The organism is Bartonella sp. P12B, assembly GCF_055796185.1.
The window spans coordinates 1-16496 of the sequence record NZ_JBTTDI010000011.1; the positions used below are offsets into that span (position 1 = coordinate 1).

At 40.4% G+C, this 16496-nt stretch carries 20 protein-coding genes and 3 pseudogenes; 12 read left to right on the forward strand and 11 right to left on the reverse strand.

What is annotated here, in order from left to right; all coding sequences use genetic code 11:
- Positions 1–125 precede the first annotated feature (125 nt).
- Positions 126–902: a hypothetical protein gene (locus AC0QT1_RS06730; RefSeq protein WP_473201935.1), complete on the forward strand. Its 777-nt coding sequence runs from the start codon at positions 126–128 to the stop codon at positions 900–902.
- 747 nt (positions 903–1649) lie between these two features.
- Here the strand turns inward: AC0QT1_RS06730 and AC0QT1_RS06735 are convergent.
- Entirely contained in the window at positions 1650–2009 is a 360-nt protein-coding gene (locus AC0QT1_RS06735; protein ID WP_473201936.1) for a helix-turn-helix domain-containing protein, read from the reverse strand.
- A gap of 390 nt (positions 2010–2399) precedes the next feature.
- On the reverse strand, positions 2400–2759 hold the full coding sequence (locus AC0QT1_RS06740; RefSeq protein WP_473201937.1) for a helix-turn-helix domain-containing protein: 360 nt from the start codon (positions 2757–2759) through the stop codon (positions 2400–2402).
- A gap of 288 nt (positions 2760–3047) precedes the next feature.
- Here AC0QT1_RS06740 and AC0QT1_RS06745 point away from each other — a divergent pair, with 288 nt between their 5' ends.
- Positions 3048–3266 carry a hypothetical protein gene (locus tag AC0QT1_RS06745; RefSeq protein WP_473201938.1) on the forward strand — a complete coding sequence of 73 codons (219 nt, stop codon included), beginning with the start codon at positions 3048–3050 and terminating at the stop codon, positions 3264–3266.
- A gap of 341 nt (positions 3267–3607) precedes the next feature.
- On the opposite strand, the gene AC0QT1_RS06750 is transcribed toward AC0QT1_RS06745, so the two are convergent.
- From AC0QT1_RS06750 to AC0QT1_RS06770, 5 genes and pseudogenes are all read right to left on the reverse strand, one after another.
- On the reverse strand, positions 3608–4009 hold the full coding sequence (locus tag AC0QT1_RS06750; RefSeq protein WP_473201939.1) for a hypothetical protein: 402 nt from the start codon (positions 4007–4009) through the stop codon (positions 3608–3610).
- A 514-nt stretch (positions 4010–4523) separates the two neighbouring features.
- A complete protein-coding gene (locus tag AC0QT1_RS06755; RefSeq protein WP_473201940.1) occupies positions 4524–4661 on the reverse strand; it encodes a hypothetical protein in 138 nt (45 codons plus the stop codon).
- An 18-nt stretch (positions 4662–4679) separates the two neighbouring features.
- Positions 4680–4847: pseudogene (locus AC0QT1_RS06760) on the reverse strand (TIR domain-containing protein); the annotation flags it as partial.
- A complete protein-coding gene (locus AC0QT1_RS06765) occupies positions 4829–5284 on the reverse strand; it encodes a TIR domain-containing protein (protein WP_473201941.1) in 456 nt (151 codons plus the stop codon). The gene AC0QT1_RS06765 and the pseudogene AC0QT1_RS06760, both read right to left, overlap by 19 nt.
- A gap of 114 nt (positions 5285–5398) precedes the next feature.
- On the reverse strand, positions 5399–6193 hold the full coding sequence (locus AC0QT1_RS06770) for a thiamine phosphate synthase (protein ID WP_473201942.1): 795 nt from the start codon (positions 6191–6193) through the stop codon (positions 5399–5401).
- Between the two features lie 107 nt (positions 6194–6300).
- On the opposite strand from AC0QT1_RS06770, the gene AC0QT1_RS06775 reads away from it, so the two are divergent.
- Complete coding sequence (locus AC0QT1_RS06775) at positions 6301–7452, forward strand: OpgC family protein (RefSeq protein ID WP_473201943.1); 1152 nt, start codon at positions 6301–6303, stop codon at positions 7450–7452.
- Positions 7453–7609: 157 nt separating this feature from the next.
- Positions 7610–8128: a DUF1465 family protein gene (locus AC0QT1_RS06780; protein ID WP_473199727.1), complete on the forward strand. Its 519-nt coding sequence runs from the start codon at positions 7610–7612 to the stop codon at positions 8126–8128.
- A 103-nt stretch (positions 8129–8231) separates the two neighbouring features.
- On the opposite strand, the gene AC0QT1_RS06785 is transcribed toward AC0QT1_RS06780, so the two are convergent.
- The 4 genes from AC0QT1_RS06785 to AC0QT1_RS06800 form a co-directional block, all read right to left on the reverse strand.
- Positions 8232–8591, reverse strand: a complete 360-nt coding sequence (locus AC0QT1_RS06785) for a helix-turn-helix domain-containing protein (RefSeq protein WP_473199726.1) — start codon at positions 8589–8591, stop codon at positions 8232–8234.
- 398 nt (positions 8592–8989) lie between these two features.
- Positions 8990–9349, reverse strand: coding sequence for a helix-turn-helix domain-containing protein (locus AC0QT1_RS06790; RefSeq protein WP_473201944.1), 360 nt, complete (start codon positions 9347–9349; stop codon positions 8990–8992).
- A gap of 395 nt (positions 9350–9744) precedes the next feature.
- A complete protein-coding gene (locus AC0QT1_RS06795) occupies positions 9745–10104 on the reverse strand; it encodes a helix-turn-helix domain-containing protein (protein WP_473201945.1) in 360 nt (119 codons plus the stop codon).
- Between the two features lie 391 nt (positions 10105–10495).
- Positions 10496–10855 (reverse strand): helix-turn-helix domain-containing protein, encoded by a 360-nt coding sequence (locus AC0QT1_RS06800; RefSeq protein ID WP_473201946.1) that lies wholly within the window; start codon positions 10853–10855, stop codon positions 10496–10498.
- Between the two features lie 1315 nt (positions 10856–12170).
- Between AC0QT1_RS06800 and ruvC the strand changes: the two genes are divergently transcribed.
- From ruvC to tolQ, 8 genes and pseudogenes are all read left to right on the forward strand, one after another.
- On the forward strand, positions 12171–12680 hold the full coding sequence (gene ruvC, locus AC0QT1_RS06805) for a crossover junction endodeoxyribonuclease RuvC (protein ID WP_473199723.1): 510 nt from the start codon (positions 12171–12173) through the stop codon (positions 12678–12680).
- 64 nt (positions 12681–12744) lie between these two features.
- Positions 12745–12867, forward strand: a pseudogene (locus tag AC0QT1_RS06810) (crossover junction endodeoxyribonuclease RuvC); the annotation flags it as partial.
- A gap of 13 nt (positions 12868–12880) precedes the next feature.
- Entirely contained in the window at positions 12881–13054 is a 174-nt protein-coding gene (locus tag AC0QT1_RS06815; RefSeq protein ID WP_473201947.1) for a hypothetical protein, read from the forward strand.
- A 64-nt stretch (positions 13055–13118) separates the two neighbouring features.
- A pseudogene (locus tag AC0QT1_RS06820) lies at positions 13119–13241 on the forward strand (crossover junction endodeoxyribonuclease RuvC); the annotation flags it as partial.
- A gap of 13 nt (positions 13242–13254) precedes the next feature.
- Positions 13255–13872 (forward strand): Holliday junction branch migration protein RuvA, encoded by a 618-nt coding sequence (gene ruvA, locus AC0QT1_RS06825; protein ID WP_473201948.1) that lies wholly within the window; start codon positions 13255–13257, stop codon positions 13870–13872.
- 13 nt (positions 13873–13885) lie between these two features.
- Positions 13886–14980, forward strand: coding sequence for a Holliday junction branch migration DNA helicase RuvB (gene ruvB, locus AC0QT1_RS06830; RefSeq protein ID WP_473199720.1), 1095 nt, complete (start codon positions 13886–13888; stop codon positions 14978–14980).
- Positions 14981–15178: 198 nt separating this feature from the next.
- Entirely contained in the window at positions 15179–15619 is a 441-nt protein-coding gene (gene ybgC / locus AC0QT1_RS06835) for a tol-pal system-associated acyl-CoA thioesterase (protein WP_473201949.1), read from the forward strand.
- A 152-nt stretch (positions 15620–15771) separates the two neighbouring features.
- Positions 15772–16485 (forward strand): protein TolQ, encoded by a 714-nt coding sequence (tolQ, locus tag AC0QT1_RS06840; RefSeq protein WP_473199718.1) that lies wholly within the window; start codon positions 15772–15774, stop codon positions 16483–16485.
- Positions 16486–16496: the final 11 nt, after the last annotated feature.

Consider the following 16496-nt stretch of genomic DNA (forward strand, 5'->3'; position numbering starts at 1 on the left):
ATGCTTTCTCAAAAAAAACATCTCGTTCTCAATGATAACTATTAGAAAAAAATCAGAATCAGATTAGAATTTATCTAGCGTGGGGACATCTTTTCTACAAAATTTTATTAAGGAGATTTTTCCCAATGCTTTGGTTCACAACCATACAAAAGAAATATAAATTTACAGATGATATAAGGACAATTGGAAGACACGTAGTTTATCGTATTCAAGCTATTAAAGACTTTGGTGATGTTAAAGCAGGTGATTTGGGTGGCTGGATAGAAAAAGAGAAAAATCTATCTCATGATGGTGATTGTTGGATATCTGTTAATGCCGCTGTTTTTGGGAATGCCAAAGTTTACGGGGATGCCAAAATCTTTGATGAAGCTAAAGTTTATGGTAAAGCTCAGGTCTTTGATAAAGCTGAAATTTATGGCAATGCTAAAGTTGATGACAATGCTAAAGTTTATGGTAAAGCTAAGGTGTTTGGAAAAGGGCGCGGGGATACCGTCGCAATTCATGGCAATGCCAAAGTGTTTGATACAGCTAGAGTTTTTGGTAATGTTAAAATTGGGGGTTCTACCCGTGTTTATGGCAATGCATATGTTGATGGCGATGCTAAAATTTATGGTTCTGCCCATATTTGTGATAATGCCAATGTTTTTGGTAATACCAATCTCTCTGATAAAGCTAAAATTTATGGCAATGCCTGTGTTTATGGTAATGCTCAGGTCTTTGAGAAAGCTGAAATTTATGGCAAAGCTGAAGTTTATGGCAATGCTAAAGTTTATGGCAAAGCTCAGATCTTTGAGAAAGCTAAAGTTTATGGAGACGCTAAAGTTTATGGCAGAGCCAAGCTGTATAAAGAAACTAAAATTTATGGCGATGCTATAATTTTTAGTAATATATATAGATATTGAAAATACAGCAATTAAGCTATAAATAATCTAAAAATATTAAGGTGTTTTAGAAGTTAAGTTTTAACTATTAATGTCATTGCCTTATTTATGAGTTTAAATGATAAAATATTCATTTAAAAAATCTCTCATAGGCAATGATATTCGTATCTTAACTTCTCTCTACTTATGAAAAAAAGTACCCTCATTTTTGAGGTGACTAAAATTACACAATCCAAATTTAGATTCTTATTTTTAAACCGTATTATCAAAACAGCTTTTGATACGTGTTTTACATTCTATCATTAAAAGCATATCGTTTTAACAATGCGATTTATTTATGATAAAAACGTCTTGTAAAATTTATGAGCTGTTATGACTGATAACTGCTTTGCATTTCATTTGAATGCTCTCAAGTGTTATAACATTGGCATCATGATTTGCTTTTTATGCTCTGTTTATAGATGGCTATTGTTTATAAAAAATGATCAATTGAATCATGCATAAAAGTGTGGATTCTTAAGTGGATTCAAATAAAATAAATGCACTTAATATACTGATTTTATTGTGTTTTTCTTCATTATGGGGAGTAGGCGACCAAAATAATAAAGTAATTTTAGGGGATTGCAATAGAAATGAAAAAGTTTCTGTCCTGTAGAGTTGTGTCATGAGAGCGACTTCTCAAGAGAGAGGTACTGCGCTGTTTATCAAAGCGAAGAGGATGAGAAAAGGGGTAGCACTTTTGTGCATTGATCTTGCTTCTTCAAGATTTTATTTCTGATCAGAGAGGAGCTGTAAAATTGCTTTTTGCTTTACAGAGTTCAGCACTCTGAAGCTTTTTAAAAGCAGATATTCCTCTTTGCTCGAGATGATTTCATCATGATGGTATGGGGGCTCTTGCTTTGTTAAGAGATCTGCATAAAAAAAGGACAGCGGCACATTGAGTTTCTCAGCAATTTCCTTCAAGCGTCCGGCGCTTACACGATTGAGTCCCGTTTCATATTTTTGAATTTGTTGCGCGCTTAACTTTAAAGATTGCCCCAATTCTTTTTGAGACATTTTCAACATTTTTCGCCTAAAACGGATTTTTTTGCCGATAAAAACGTCGTTAAGAAGGTCTTTGCCTTGCATTTCATTCCCCCACCGGTTGCGAGCGCCCTCGCATTGGTATTCCGGGAGTAACAAGTACTGAACCCTAGTCAGCTTTTTGCTTTTAGTGCTTGACAGCACCTGGACATAGCAAAATCTCCCGGAATTCCGGGCTACCCACAAAGTGGGTCCATTTTTACGCTAGGGTTTCGGGCTTGTTTTCCCTATTGGTCGTTGCGTAGACGACCAAAACATCCTTTGAATGATAAAGTACTTTTAGGGGATTTACAATAAAAATGAAAAAGTTTCTGTAATGTAGAGTTTTATAATGAGAGCGACTTTTTACATGAGAGGCGCTGCGCTGTTTATCCAATCGAAGATAGTGAGAAAAGCAGTGGCACTTTTGCGTGTTGATCTTGCTTCTTCAAGATTTTATTTCTGATCAGAGAGGAGCTGTAAAATTGCTTTTTGCTTTACAGAGTTCAGCACTCTGAAGCTTTTTAAAAGCAGATATTCCTCTTTGCTCGAGATGATTTCATCATGATGGTATGGGGGCTCTTGCTTTGTTAAGAGATCAGCATAAAAAAAGGACAGGGGCACATTGAGCTTCTCAGCAATTTCTTTTAAGCGTCCAGCGCTTACACGATTTAATCCTGTTTCATATTTTTGAATTTGTTGCGCGCTTAACTTTAAAGATTGCCCCAATTCTTTTTGAGACATTTTTAACATTTTTCGCCTAAAACGGATTTTTTTGCCGATAAAAATGTCGTTGAGAAGGTCTTTGCCTTGCATTTCATTCCCCCACCGGGTGCGAGCGCCCTCGCATTGGTATTCCGGGAGTTGAAAGAACTGAAGTCTGAATCAGCATTTTGCTTTTAGTGCTAAAAGCACCTGGACATAGCAAAATCTCCCGGAATTCCGGGAATCCGTGAAACGGATTAATTTTTTTACGTTCAGACTCTAGGGCTTTCAAACCCATATTGATCGTTGCGTAGACGACCAAAACACCTTCCAAATAATAAAGTAATTTTAGGGGATTGCAATAGAAATGAAAAAGTTTCTGTTCTGTATGGTTTTGTCATGAGAGCGGCTTCTCAAGAGAGAGGCGCTGCGCTGTTTATCAAAGCGAAAATGATGAGAAAAGCAGTGGCACTTTTGCGTGTTGATCTTGTTTGTTTAATATTTTCTTCTGAAGCGGATTTTTTTTTGCCGATAAAAACGTTGTTGAGAAGGTTTTTGCCTTGCATTTCATTTTCCAAACCTGGTGCGAGCGCCCTCGCATTGGTATTCCGGGAGTAAAAAGACTGGGTTCGAGCAGCATTTTGCTTTTAGTGCTTAATAAGCACCTGGACAGAGCAAAATCTCCCGGAATTTTAAGACATTTGCAAAGCGGGGCAAATTCATCTATCGGGGCTTTGGGGCTTTACCAGCCCCATGGGTTGTTAGCGTAGGTGATCAAAAAAACTTCTTAGTCCATAAAGTCATTTTAAGGAATAAAGTCTTTTGAGCAGTGACCAATGAAACTCAAACGGTTTGTCTAGAAAAGAAGAGCTTTTTGAGGTGCAAATCTCTATTCTTTAAAAACAGTTTTTAAGTTTTACTGTCTCAAATAAATAAAACTTGCACCTCGAAGAGGGGATTTATTTATTATCATACATACGTGTATAATAACGGTCTGTTTCGTCTTCCACATAATAAAGAACAGAAAATATACGTCCATCATTCTGTGGTGTTAGCGTGTAAGTTAAAATTATACCCATGTTTTTTTGTTGTTTGGGTTGATCCGTATAGATCACATGGTATCCTTTCCGCCGCAATAGATCGACAAATAAGGGGGTAAAGTTATCTGCTGGATTGTTTTTCTTTATAATAAGCGTCGTTGTTGCTGGTGGTAAATATTTGATAGTTTTAACAAAATCATCAGCAATAAATTTCGCAGCACTCGGCTTAATACCTTGACCAACATAACTGGATGAAATTCCATTAACAGATGCACAACCGGCTGCCAACACAAGCGGTGGCAACACTAAATATTTCAACATTTTAATCCCCCCTAATAATTATCACTTCCTCTTGGGAAGTCTTCTAAATTGGAAAGCTCCTCTAAATTAAGAGCAATTCCGCTGTTTGTCACACGTAACAAAATATCAGTTTCTAATCAAGCGGGAATGAATTCAGCCTTCACGCGTTTAAAAAATGCTTATCTTCAAGAGTAATGGAAGTTTATGCTTAAGAGACAAATTCTTTCAAACGCCCCGCATGTAGATGATTTAATCCTGTTGCATATTCTTGAATTTATTGCGCGCTTACACCTAATCAGCGTCCTTAAAGTACTTTTAGGGGATTGCAATAGGAATGAAAAAGTTTCTGTAATTTACAGTTTCTTAAAACAGAGAAGTGATGTGTTTTGCGTTGAATCTAAAAGAACGAGAAAAGTAGAGCCTCCGGAATTTTTGGGATAGTCTCGCTGTTTTGTTCATTGGATATTACTTGCTTTAAGCAAATTATCGATAAACGAAGTGTGCTTTAAAAACTAAAGGAAAGCATTATTTAAGTTCAATTTAATGCGTGAGTAATTTTATTTTTATTATAAGGTACATCAGCTTCTTCTAAGCGCGTAATAAGTTTGGAAAATGTGTCTTTTACCTCTTCTTTAAAAGAAAGGTAGTAAACTCCACTAACATCTGAAGGCATTTCAACGCCTTTTTTTTGTAGAATAGCAATCTTATTAAGAGGAAGCTCGGAGATTAACATGCCCATTTCTAGAATAACATTCTGGCGCGCACGAGGTTGTGCTTTTTGGGAATCATCAATTTTAGCATAGCCTATGTCATCATGGGTGAGGAGTACAATACCAAAGCTTATAGAACTGTCACAAATTTTTTTTTCAAATTTTCAATGATGGTTAAACCATTACCGCTGGTATTTTGTAAGATGTATGGTTTGAGGTCAAGCTTGAGAAGAAAATTTTCAAGATCTTTTAAGGAACCCTTATCATGACCGTGGACGATAAAAACTTCTGGAGAAGAGGAAGGCGAGGCATTGGAAGGAGTCTTTGAAGAAGCGGTTAGAGATTGTTCTTCTATATGGTGAGGCAAATGTTTAGCCAACGCTTCTTTTAGCTTCTTCTGCGTGTCTTTGTCACCTTGGAGCCAGATTCTTCTGGTGCTTTCATACCAGTTTATGACTCCTTCGTCGGAGGTTTTTATCTGATACACTAGGACATTGGAGGGGTGTGTGTGCTTCGTTTCTGTGATTTCATATCCAGTTTTGAGAATGATGTTTTTTAGCTCTTCAAGTGTTCCTCTGTGTTTCATTTTATGCCCCTTTTTATCATTGTGTGTGTCATTTACAAAGTACAGAGGTGAGAGTGGGATTTTTTACCACTGTTTTGCTCATGTTTTCTTATGAAGGTTTCCCCCGTATCACAGTCATGGGTTTTTACATTTTTTTGCCATCATTTCAAGGATTATCAAGGGGTTGTTGTGGGAAAAAAGGATTTCTTCAATGGCGATAAATTCACAGGCGGTGTTTAACACTTCATCAAAAGTTGCAAAGTCACTGCCTGCTTGAATAATGGCGGGGATCTCCATAATTTCTGCCCACCATTGTCCCAATTGAAGATTGCGTGGGTGTGCGTGTGGTTTTTTATCAGCTCCAAGTTTTCCAAATAGGAGATAGTCGACACCGGATTCTCCAGCAAGCATGGCGCTATGGCGGTTGCGTATATTGCCAAAACCGATGATTTTTTGCTCCCGTTTCTGATTTTCAAGGGTTTCAAGAGCGTTCAAATCACCCTCTATGTGTAAGCCATCCGCCTTTGTTCTGCTCGCAATGCGGCTGTCACCCGCAATGAGAAGGGCGGTATCCGTTTGTTGAATATCTTCTCCATAGAGTTGTGCTTGTTTTTGTAAAAAAACATCATCACCCTCAGAGTCATAAAGAATGACGCAGGCAAAAGATTTGGCTGATGTGTGTTTGCTTCGCAAAAGTTGACGCAAAAGGGTAGGGTCGACAGTCCGTCGAACATCTAATGTCAATACCAATTGGGGATGAACGTCCGTTTGAGGAGCAGAGGCTGTATGAGGATCAGAGTGCGTTTGAGGGGCAGATTGAGGATGAGATGCTGTTTGAGAAGCCGATGCTGTTTGAAGATCAGAATGCCTTTGAGAGCTAGAGTGCATTTGAGGAGCAGATTGAGGCGGTTGGTTTTGTTGTTTTGTCATACAAAGTCCTTGATTTTTAAAATGAACTTGACTTTTGAAAATAAAATTTCATCCTATAGGCGCGCTTTGCTAAAAAAGATCACTTTCTTGTTTATGGGGGTCCATTGATGGGATATAAGGGCGTTTTTGATCATAAGGCACATCCTTCTTATCGCGATACACGCATCGATGTCTTTCGTTCTTTAGCTTTATTGACAATTTTCATCAACCATATTCCCGGGACTGTCTACGAATATATTACACATAGAAACTTTGGTTTTTCTGACTCTGCTGAAGTCTTTGTTTTGCTGTCAGGCGTTGCTCTTGGGTTAAGTTTTCATGCGCGCCTCTCTCAGAAGTCTTTTTTCTTTATTGTCCGCAAATATTGGCGCCGAGCTTTGCAACTCTATGGAGCTTATCTTTTTACCACTTTTGCAACGTTGAGCCTCTTTTTTGGGGGCTTTTTATTGTGGCGTGTCGAAAAATTGTTATCGATGAACAATATGGAACTCTTTTTTACACAGCCTTTCGTTGCATTTTTTAGCATCTTAAGCTTTGGGCATCAATTAGGCTACAATAATATTCTGCCGCTCTATATTGTTTTGATGCTTGCGGCACCCTTTCTGCTTTATTGGGGCTGTAAAAGAAAAGGACTGCTGCTTTTTTGCTCGTTTATGCTCTATCTCATTTGCGGATTTTATCAAATCGCTCCCCCTTCCTATCCTTTAGCGGGAAAGTGGTTTTTAAACCCTTTGTCTTGGCAATTGTTGTTTGTTATAGGCTTGGTGAGTACTTTGGCTTTGAAACAGGGAAAAAAAATCCCCCTTCAGCCCTTTTGGATTGTTCTTTCCGCCGCATATCTTTTGCTTTCACTGTTCTGGGTGCGTTTCAATTGGTGGGGCGTTTTGGGGTGGTTTGGTTGGTCTTCTCCGTTGATTGATTTTAATAAAACCTTTTTAAGTTTACCGCGCCTGCTCCATGTTGTGGCCTTAGCGACATTGATCCTCTGCTTGCCGCGCTTTAGTCAATGCTTTCAGGTCTCTCCTCAAAATCCTTTAGCGATCTTAGGAAAACACAGCCTTCCTGTCTTCGTGACAGGTACTGTTTTTGCTATGGTTGGACAAATTTTAAAAACAGGGATGACAGGAACGTTTTTTTCCGATACACTGCTCATTATAAGCGGTATTATGGTGCAATTGGGGGTCGCCTATTATTATGAGAAACGTTATTCCCTCCAGCAGTTCTTTGCTAAGGAAACCGATCCGGCTGTAACGCGATAAGAGGGGGCGTTAACCTTAGCTTAAGAAGTTTATTGCGCAAGGGGGGCAAAAGAGGTACTCTAGACAAACGATTTACAACAGCAACAAAAGAAACTTTTTCATTCTTATTTCGTTGAGTCTCATAATTCTTTGTGCTGATATTTGGAGTATGTAAAGCGTGAGTGCACACAAACATTCCGATGATGAACCCATTATTATGATTGAGCATAGTGCTTTCGAAAATGCCTTTAATCGTCTCTATGAGGAGACGATGACATTGATCGAAGAAACGGCAACTTATATTGATACAGAAGGAAAATTTGCTGCACGGTCTCTTTCAGCTGAAATTTCTGCACTCTATGCAAAAGAAGCAATGTTTCTCAGTACACGGTTGATGCAAATTGCCTCTCAGCTGCTCCTTCTTCGGGCCGAACGCGAAGGGGAAATGACAGCAGAACAAATACAGAAAGAAATTGCAAAAGTCTCGCTTCATACACCGACACTGGAATTGGAAAGTGCCCATTGGCAAGAGTTGCCAGAAGTTTTCCGCCATTTTGTTGCTCGTTCACTGCGTCTCGAAGCGCGTATGCAATATATGCGTGCCGATAAAGAGGGTGAACTTCCCCATATCGTAGAAGAAGATAATCCAGTAGGAAAACAAATCGAATTGCTTAAAACAGCATTTCGCCGTTCTTAGTTCTTAGAAAATTTTGTACCGCGTTTTTTGTATTTCGCATCACATCAAAACTTGTGAGAAAAGCAGTAGCACTTTTGTGCATTGATCTTGCCTCTTCAAGATTTTATTTCTGATCAGAGATGAGCTGTAAAATTGCTCTTTGCTTTACAGAATTCAGAACTCTGAAGCTTTTTAAAAGCAGATATTCCTCTTTGCTCGAGATGATTTCATCATGATGGTATGGGGGCTGTTGCTTTGTTAAGAGATCAGCGTAAAAAAAGGACAGGGGTACGTTGAGAATATTGGCAATTTCTTTTAAGCGCCCAGCGCTTACACGATTGAGACCTGTTTCATATTTTTGGATTTGTTGCGCGCTTATCCTTAAGTGGTTTCCTAGTTCTTTCTGAGACATTTTTAACATTTTTCGCTTAAAGCGGATTTTTTTGCCGATACAAATGTCGTGAAAAAGGTCTTTGGTTTGCATTTCATGCCCCCCACCGGTTGCGAGCGCCCTCGCGTTGGTATTCCGGGAGCTTGAAAACACTGAATCCGAGTCAGCCCTTTTGCTTTTAGTGCTTGATAAGCACCTGGACATAGCAAAATCTCCCGGAATCCCGGGATACCCATGGTAATGGGTTTATTTTCGTGCTCGGATTTTAGGGTTTTCAAGGCCCTATTGATCGTTGCGTATTCGATCAAAATCACATGGTTAAATAATAAAGTACTTTTAGGGGATTTACAATAAAAATGAAAAAGTTTCTGTCCTGTAGAGTTTTGTCATGAGAGCGACTTCTTACATGAGAGGCGCTGCGCTGCTTATCCAATCGAAGAGGATGAGAAAACAGCGGTCTTTTTGCGTGTTGATCTTGCTTCTTCAAGATTTTATTTCTGATCAGAGATGAGCTGTAAAATTGCTCTTTGTTTTACAGAATTCAGAACTCTGAAGCTTTTTAAAAGCAGATATTCTTCTTTGCTCGAGATGATCTCATCATGATGGTATGGGGGTTCTTGCTTCGTTAAGATCTCAGCGTAAAAAAAGGACAGAGGCACATTGAGCTTCTCAGCAATTTCCTGCAAACGACCAGCGCTTACACGATTGAGGCCCGTTTCATATTTTTGGATTTGTTGCGCGCTTAGATTTAAAGATTGCCCCAATTCTTTTTGAGACATTTTCAACATTTTTCGCCTAAAACGGATTTTTTTGCCGATAAAAATGTCGCGAAAAAGGTCTTTGGTTTGCATTTCATGCCCCCACCGGGTGCGAGCGCCCTCGCGTTGGTATTCCGGGAGGTTGGAAGCACTGAACTCAAATCAGCCTTTTGCTTTTAGTGCTTGATAAGCACCTGGACATAGCAAAAGCTCCCGGAATCCCGGGACACCCGCAAAGCGGGATCAATTTTTATGTTTGAGTCTTAGAGCTTCCAACACTCTATTGATCGTTGCGTATACGACCAAAATGACCTTTTTAGTCATAAAGGAATTTCAAAGGATTTACAATAAAAATGAAAAAGTTTCTGTTCTGTATGGTTTTGTCATGAGAGCGACTTCTCAAGAGAGAGGTACTGCGCTGCTTATCCAATCGAAGAGGATGAGAAAACAGCGGTCTTTTTGTGCATTGATCTTGCGTCTTCAAGATTTTATTTCTGATCAGAGATGAGCTGTAAAATTGCTTTTTGCTTTACAGAGTTCAGCACTCTGAAGCTTTTTAAAAGCAGATATTCTTCTTTGCTCGAGATGATCTCATCATGATGGTATGGGGGTTCTTGCTTCGTTAAGAGATCAGCGTAAAAAAAGGAAAGGGGTACGTTGAGAATATTGGCAATTTCTTTTAAGCGCCCAGCGCTTACACGATTGAGGCCGGTTTCATATTTTTGAATTTGTTGCGCGCTTAGATTTAAAGATTGCCCCAATTCTTTTTGAGACATTTTTAACATTTTTCGCTTAAAGCGGATTTTTTTGCCGATAAAAATGTCGTTAAGAAGGTCTTTGGTTTGCATTTCATTCCCCCACCGGGTGCGAGCGCCCTCGCATTGGTATTCCGGGAGTTGAAAGAACTGAACCCTAGTCAGCTTTTTGCTTTTAGTGCTTGACAGCACCTGGACATAGCAAAAACTCCCGGAATCCCGGGATACCCACAAAGTGGGTCCATTTTTACGCTAGGGTTTCGGGCTTTCAAACCCGTATTGGTCGTTGCGTAGGCGACCAAAACTACCTTTTTAGTCATAAAGGAATTTCAAAGGATTTACAATAAAAATGAAAAAGTTTCTGTTCTGTATGGTTTTGTCATGAGAGCGACTTCTCAAGAGAGAGGTACTGCGCTGCTTATCCAATCGAAGAGGATGAGAAAACAGCGGTCTTTTTGTGCATTGATCTTGCGTCTTCAAGATTTTATTTCTGATCAGAGATGAGCTGTAAAATTGCTTTTTGCTTTACAGAGTTCAGCACTCTGAAGCTTTTTAAAAGCAGATATTCTTCTTTGCTCGAGATGATCTCATCATGATGGTATGGGGGTTCTTGCTTCGTTAAGAGATCAGCGTAAAAAAAGGAAAGGGGTACGTTGAGAATATTGGCAATTTCTTTTAAGCGCCCAGCGCTTACACGATTGAGGCCGGTTTCATATTTTTGAATTTGTTGCGCGCTTAGATTTAAAGAGTGTCCTAGTTCTTTCTGAGACATTTTTAATATTTTTCTTCTGAAGCGGATTTTTTTGCCGATAAAAATGTCGCGAAAAAGGTTTTTGGTTTGCATTTTATGCCCCCACCGGTTGCGAGCGCCCTCGCATTGGTATTCCGGGAGTCTAAAACACTGACCTCGATCAGCCTTTTGCTTTTAGTGCTAAAAGCACCTGGACATAGCAAAATCTCCCGGAATCCCGGGACACCCGCAAAGCGGGGGAAATTTTATGTTGGAGCTTAGAGCTTCCAACACTCTATTGACCGTTGCGTATACGACCAAAACGACCTTTTTAGTCATAAAGGAATTTCACAGGATTTACAATAAAAGTGAAAAAGTTTCTGTAATGTATCGTTTTGTCACGAGGGGTTCTATTTTCAGCGTTACGCTTGGCTTTCGAAATACATTCCCTCTCTTTATATTTATTGGGACGTTCCTTTGTTCACTTTGCTGCCTAACCTCTTTTTTGTGTAATAAGATGTTGGTTTATAATGATAATTTATCACTTTTCCTGTTGAATGAGAGCCCTTAAATACCTTAAAATGCTCTCATTTCAAATCTGTTTTATGTTGAATCACACGAAACCATCCCCTTGCATGTTACAAGTGGGATGAACGTGTGAATGAAATCATTTGAGAAAAAAGTAAAAATGCCTCTTATGAATCCTCTTCATGCGAGAGCTTTCGCAACATTTCAGGGATGGTCAATGGAATGCTGCTGCTGGATTGTGCCATCAAAGTATAAAATGGTAGTGCATAATCGATTTACAGTGGATTTATTCGCATACCCTTTACAGGTGCTACCGCGAAATGGGTTTGGGTGCTCTCTTTAAGAGATGTTTTTTTTGGAAAAGTGTGTGAATGTGCAACACATGGTGTTTTCTTGGGGGGCTGCTTTTCGTGGAAAGTATACAGAATTGGAATTTAAGAGTAGAAACAATTTATAAGAAAATCTGGTTGCTTCCTTTATTGAAAGGTACTGGTGGGGTTTTAAAAGGCGCCTATGGGGGGGTATGTGCATCGCTCAAGAAAGCGTGTTTTTTGATTTCCTATTTGTTTTGTGCACCTCTGTTCAAGGATAGAGCTTTACCCTGTTTTGTTGATCTTTCCGTTTCTTTCCCTTTGTTTCCATGGGGGCTCTTTGTTTCCATGGGGGAAAAGAGAGAGATTTGGAACTTATGGTGGAAATAATTCGCCTTGAAGCAGGAGAGCTTGCTTTGTTAAGGGCACCTGTGGAGTGTTGACAGGCGCCTATGGGGTCTTTTGTGTCTGTAGGGTCTTGTGACTATGGGGGCTTTGTGTATCGCTAAAGAAAACCGTATTTTTTCGATTTTCTCTTTGTTTTGAGGACCTCTGTTCAAACACGGAAAAACTGTATAAAGTCGCAACTTATGGCAGAGACGATTCGTATTATAGGTATTGATCCCGGACTACGGCATACAGGATGGGGCGTCATCGATCTGTTGGGAAATCGTCTGCAATTCATCGCAGCGGGGACGGTTTCTTCTCATGTGCGGTGTGATCTTGCTTCTAGACTCTGCCAGCTTCATAAGGGACTTTCAGAGATTGTCCATCAATTTATGCCCCATGAAGCCGCCGTGGAACACGTGTTTGTTAATAAAGATGCGACGGCAACTTTAAAACTTGGACAGGCGCGCGCTGTTGCTCTGCTCGTGCCAGCACAAGCAAATCTGCCGGTTTTTGAATATGCTCCAAATAAGGTAAAAAAATCCGTTATTGGTGTTGGCCATGGTGCTAAAGAACAAATTCATATGATGGTGAAAATTCTGCTTCCTCGTGCTGAATTTGACAGCAATGATGCGGCTGATGCTCTTGCTCTTGCGCTTTGCCATAGTATGCATCGTGGAAGCCTCTCGCATCGTTTACGGACCTCCGCATGATGGAGGTTGGGGCATGATTGGTGAATGCAAAGGTCTTTTTGATGCTTGCCTTATGATGGGCGTTATGGTGGTGAAAATTCTGCTTCCGCGTGCTGAATTTGCGTGCAATGATGTGGCTGATGCTCTTGCGCTTTGCCATAGGGTGCATCGTGGGAGTTTCTCGCATCGTTTGAGAGTTACAGCATGATGGAGGTTGGGGTATGATTGGTGAATGCAAAGGTCTTTTTGATGCTTGCCTTATGATGGGCGTTATGGTGGTGAAAACTCTGTTTCCGCGTGCTGAATTTGCGTGCAATGATGTGGCTGATGCTCTTGCGCTTTGCCATAGGGTGCATCGTGGGAGTTTCTCGCATCGTTTGAGAGTTACAGCATGATGGAGGTTGGGGCATGATTGGTGAATGCAAAGGTCTTTTTGATGCTTGCCTTATGATGGGCGTTATGGTGGTGAAAATTCTGCTTCCTCGTGCTGAATTTGCGTGCAATGATGTGGCTGATGCTCTTGCGCTTTGCCATAGGGTGCATCGTGGAAGTCTCTCGCATCGTTTACGGATTATGGTATGATAGGGGTTAGAGTGTGATTGGTAAATTAAAAGGGATCCTTGAACATATCTTTGAAGATCATATCCTTGTCAATGTTCAGGGTGTGGGCTATGTTGTTTTTGTATCAAATCGATTGCGTCCTGCTTTACCAGCTCTTGGTGAGAGTATCAGTCTCTTTATCGAAACCCATGTGCGTGAAGAAGCAATTCGTCTGTTTGGTTTTTCTACAAGAGCGGAACAAGAGTGGTTTTGCTTGTTGCAAAATGTTCCGGGTGTGGGGGCAAAGGTTGCTTTGGCAATTTTGGGAACTTTATCACCCGATGAACTCGCACAAGCAATTGCATTAAGTGATATTGCTATGATTAGTCGCGCTCCTGGCGTTGGTAAAAAAGTGAGTGAAAGAATTGTGAGTGAACTTAAAAGTAAGGCTCTTCCCTTCAATGATAATACTTTCCATTCTGCTCCTATTCCTCACTTGGAAAGGGCTCACCAACCAACCAATGAAGCACTCTCTGCTTTGATTAATCTCGGTTTTGATCGCGATCAAGCAGCCCGTGCTCTTGCTTCAGCAAGGAAGGCTCTTGAAGGGGAAGATGTTTCCTCTGCTGTGCTTATTCGCCATAGCCTTAAACTGCTTTCTCCTTCCTCTTGAGTAAAAGGTAACAATGCATAAAGATCAAGATCAACGCCTTTTGGGGGCTATCCCCCTTCCTAACGATCCAGATCGTTCCTTAAGACCACAAGTGCTCGATGACTTTATTGGTCAGGAAGCGGCACGGGCCAATTTGAAAATCTTTATCGAAGCAGCAAAGGCTCGCCAAGAAGCGCTCGACCATGTTCTGTTTGTTGGTCCTCCAGGATTGGGAAAAACAACCCTTTCACAAATTATGGCTAAAGAATTGGGCGTTAATTTTCGCTCTACCTCAGGGCCGGTGATTGCTAAAGCAGGAGATTTGGCGGCTCTTTTGACCAATCTAGAAGAACGTGATGTCCTTTTTATTGATGAAATTCATCGTTTAAGTCCGGCAATTGAAGAAATTCTTTATCCAGCTATGGAAGATTATCAACTGGATCTTATCATTGGTGAAGGACCAGCTGCTCGTTCGGTTAAAATTGATCTTGCTAAATTTACCTTGGTGGCTGCAACAACCCGTTTGGGGCTGTTAACCACTCCATTACGCGATCGTTTCGGTATCCCAATTCGTCTCAATTTTTATACTATAGAGGAATTGGAATATATCGTTAAACGCAATGCACGGCTTTTTACCGTAAAGATTAGTGATGATGGTGCCCATGAAATTGCCCGTCGTGCACGGGGGACACCCCGTATCGCTGGGCGGTTGTTGCGGCGAGTTTGTGACTTTGCTCTGGTGAAAGGAGCGGGGGAAATTGATCGTCACGTGGCTGATGAAGCGCTGTCTCGTCTTGAAGTTGATTATTTGGGGCTCGATCCGCTTGATCGTCGCTATTTGCTGCTGATTGCGGAAACTTTTTTAGGTGGTCCGGTGGGCATTGAAACGATCGCTGCGGCTCTCTCAGAACCGCGGGACGCTATTGAAGATATTATTGAACCCTATCTGCTCCAACAGGGGTTTATTCAACGTACAGCGCGAGGGCGAATCCTGACGCAACAAGCTTGGGGTCATTTAGGATTGTCTGCTCCGGTTTCTACACCGTCAACACAAAAACGCTCTCAATTGTCTGATAGACACAATAATCCAGCACTGCAAAAAACCTTGTGGGATGAAGAAGAGGACTAAAACATCCCGTTGTAAAAAGTCAAGTGTTTCTCATAAAGAACACGCTCTTGTCTGTCTATGGCCTGTGAGAGAATGTTGAGAGAATAAGCTTGGAACTTTTAAGAATTTTGTGCTTTCACTTTCACGATTTTAACACAAAAATACAGTCAATTGGCGATATAAAGAAAATTTACTCTTCAAAAGAATGGGATGGTGCAAATGATAGAAATATCTTCTTTTACAAATGATCATACAAATCCTTTTCAGGATTTTCAGGTCCGCGTGTATGTTGCTGATACAGATTTTTCTGGCGTGGTTTATCATGCACGCTATTTGGAGTTTTTTGAACGAGGACGTTCAGAATTTCTACGAGAGACAGGTTTTAATAGCAAGATGTTAGCAGCAGGGATTGAGGGGGAAAAACTGTTCTTTGTCGTCCGTCATATGGAAATCAATTTTTTACGACCGGCGCAAATCGATAATCTTTTAACCATTAAAACACGGATCAATCGCCGTCAGGGGGCACGCTTTTTTATGGAACAGGTCCTTCTGCGTGATGATGTTTTGTTGGTTACAGCAAAGGTTGAAATTGCTCTCATTAATGAGATAGGAAAACCACGACGGTTGCCTAAAGAGCTTTTCTCAACAATGCTTGTTTAAAACTGTACTCTGTTCAATAATTAAGGTTATATTGAATAGTGGCACTTTGATTGAAGAGACAATAAAAATTTTTTCTGAAATTTAGAAACTATAAAACAATCTGCTTTATTCAATTTTAACAAATGAATCTTTCATTGAGAGGGACAAAAAGAATGCCGCATGTAGAATTAACGAATCCAGAGATGATTGGAATATTGCATTTGTTTATGCAAGCGGGTGTCGTTGTTAAAGCAGTTATGATTGGGTTGCTGCTCGCTTCTGTATGGAGTTGGGCAATTATTTTTGATAAAATCTTGACCTATCGAAGAATACGGCGTGACATAAAACAATTTGAACGTGTCTTTTGGTCAGGTAAGGCGCTGGAAGAGCTTTATGCAGAATGTAAAAGTCGACGCACGAGCAGTATCTCCGCAGTTTTTATGGCTGCAATGGTGGAATGGAAAAAATCTCTTGAAAAGGGGCTTCATACATCGATAAGTTTGCAGAGTAGGATTGATAAGGCTATGGATCTCACGCTGGGACGTGAAAGTGCAAAGATAGAATCAAAATTAGGCTTTTTAGCGACACTTGGATCGGCGGGACCTTTTATTGGTCTTTTTGGAACAGTCATTGGTATTATGAGCTCCTTTCTTTCTATTTCAGCGTCTCAAAACACCTCATTGGCAATCGTTGCACCAGGCATTGCAGAAGCACTTTTGGCAACAGCGATCGGTTTGTTTGCCGCAATTCCAGCGGTAATTGCCTATAATAAATTGGTTCATGAAAGCGCGAGGATTATTACACAAATAGAAAACTTTGCTGATGAATTTTCGACAATTGTCTCACGGCGTATCGATGAAACACTGACATCGCATTCATCATTCTAAGGGGGTGTTTC

Excerpts from the sequence above, each read along its gene's own strand:
- AC0QT1_RS06735 (WP_473201936.1), bottom strand. The coding sequence starts at position 2,009 with ATGCAAGGCAAAGACCTTCTTAACGACGTTTTTATCGGCAAAAAAATC.
- ruvC (WP_473199723.1), top strand. The coding sequence starts at position 12,171 with ATGGCAGAGACGATTCGTATTATAGGTATTGATCCCGGACTACGGCAT.
- AC0QT1_RS06775 (WP_473201943.1), top strand. The coding sequence starts at position 6,301 with ATGGGATATAAGGGCGTTTTTGATCATAAGGCACATCCTTCTTATCGC.
- AC0QT1_RS06800 (WP_473201946.1), bottom strand. The coding sequence starts at position 10,855 with ATGCAAACCAAAAACCTTTTTCGCGACATTTTTATCGGCAAAAAAATC.
- AC0QT1_RS06730 (WP_473201935.1), top strand. The coding sequence starts at position 126 with ATGCTTTGGTTCACAACCATACAAAAGAAATATAAATTTACAGATGAT.
- AC0QT1_RS06745 (WP_473201938.1), top strand. The coding sequence starts at position 3,048 with ATGAGAGCGGCTTCTCAAGAGAGAGGCGCTGCGCTGTTTATCAAAGCG.
- AC0QT1_RS06770 (WP_473201942.1), bottom strand. The coding sequence starts at position 6,193 with ATGACAAAACAACAAAACCAACCGCCTCAATCTGCTCCTCAAATGCAC.
- AC0QT1_RS06790 (WP_473201944.1), bottom strand. The coding sequence starts at position 9,349 with ATGCAAACCAAAGACCTTTTTCGCGACATTTTTATCGGCAAAAAAATC.
- AC0QT1_RS06740 (WP_473201937.1), bottom strand. The coding sequence starts at position 2,759 with ATGCAAGGCAAAGACCTTCTCAACGACATTTTTATCGGCAAAAAAATC.
- ybgC (WP_473201949.1), top strand. The coding sequence starts at position 15,179 with ATGATAGAAATATCTTCTTTTACAAATGATCATACAAATCCTTTTCAG.
- AC0QT1_RS06795 (WP_473201945.1), bottom strand. The coding sequence starts at position 10,104 with ATGCAAACCAAAGACCTTCTTAACGACATTTTTATCGGCAAAAAAATC.
- AC0QT1_RS06815 (WP_473201947.1), top strand. The coding sequence starts at position 12,881 with ATGATTGGTGAATGCAAAGGTCTTTTTGATGCTTGCCTTATGATGGGC.
- AC0QT1_RS06755 (WP_473201940.1), bottom strand. The coding sequence starts at position 4,661 with ATGCCTTCAGATGTTAGTGGAGTTTACTACCTTTCTTTTAAAGAAGAG.
- tolQ (WP_473199718.1), top strand. The coding sequence starts at position 15,772 with ATGCCGCATGTAGAATTAACGAATCCAGAGATGATTGGAATATTGCAT.
- AC0QT1_RS06750 (WP_473201939.1), bottom strand. The coding sequence starts at position 4,009 with ATGTTGAAATATTTAGTGTTGCCACCGCTTGTGTTGGCAGCCGGTTGT.
- AC0QT1_RS06785 (WP_473199726.1), bottom strand. The coding sequence starts at position 8,591 with ATGCAAACCAAAGACCTTTTTCACGACATTTGTATCGGCAAAAAAATC.
- ruvB (WP_473199720.1), top strand. The coding sequence starts at position 13,886 with ATGCATAAAGATCAAGATCAACGCCTTTTGGGGGCTATCCCCCTTCCT.
- AC0QT1_RS06765 (WP_473201941.1), bottom strand. The coding sequence starts at position 5,284 with ATGAAACACAGAGGAACACTTGAAGAGCTAAAAAACATCATTCTCAAA.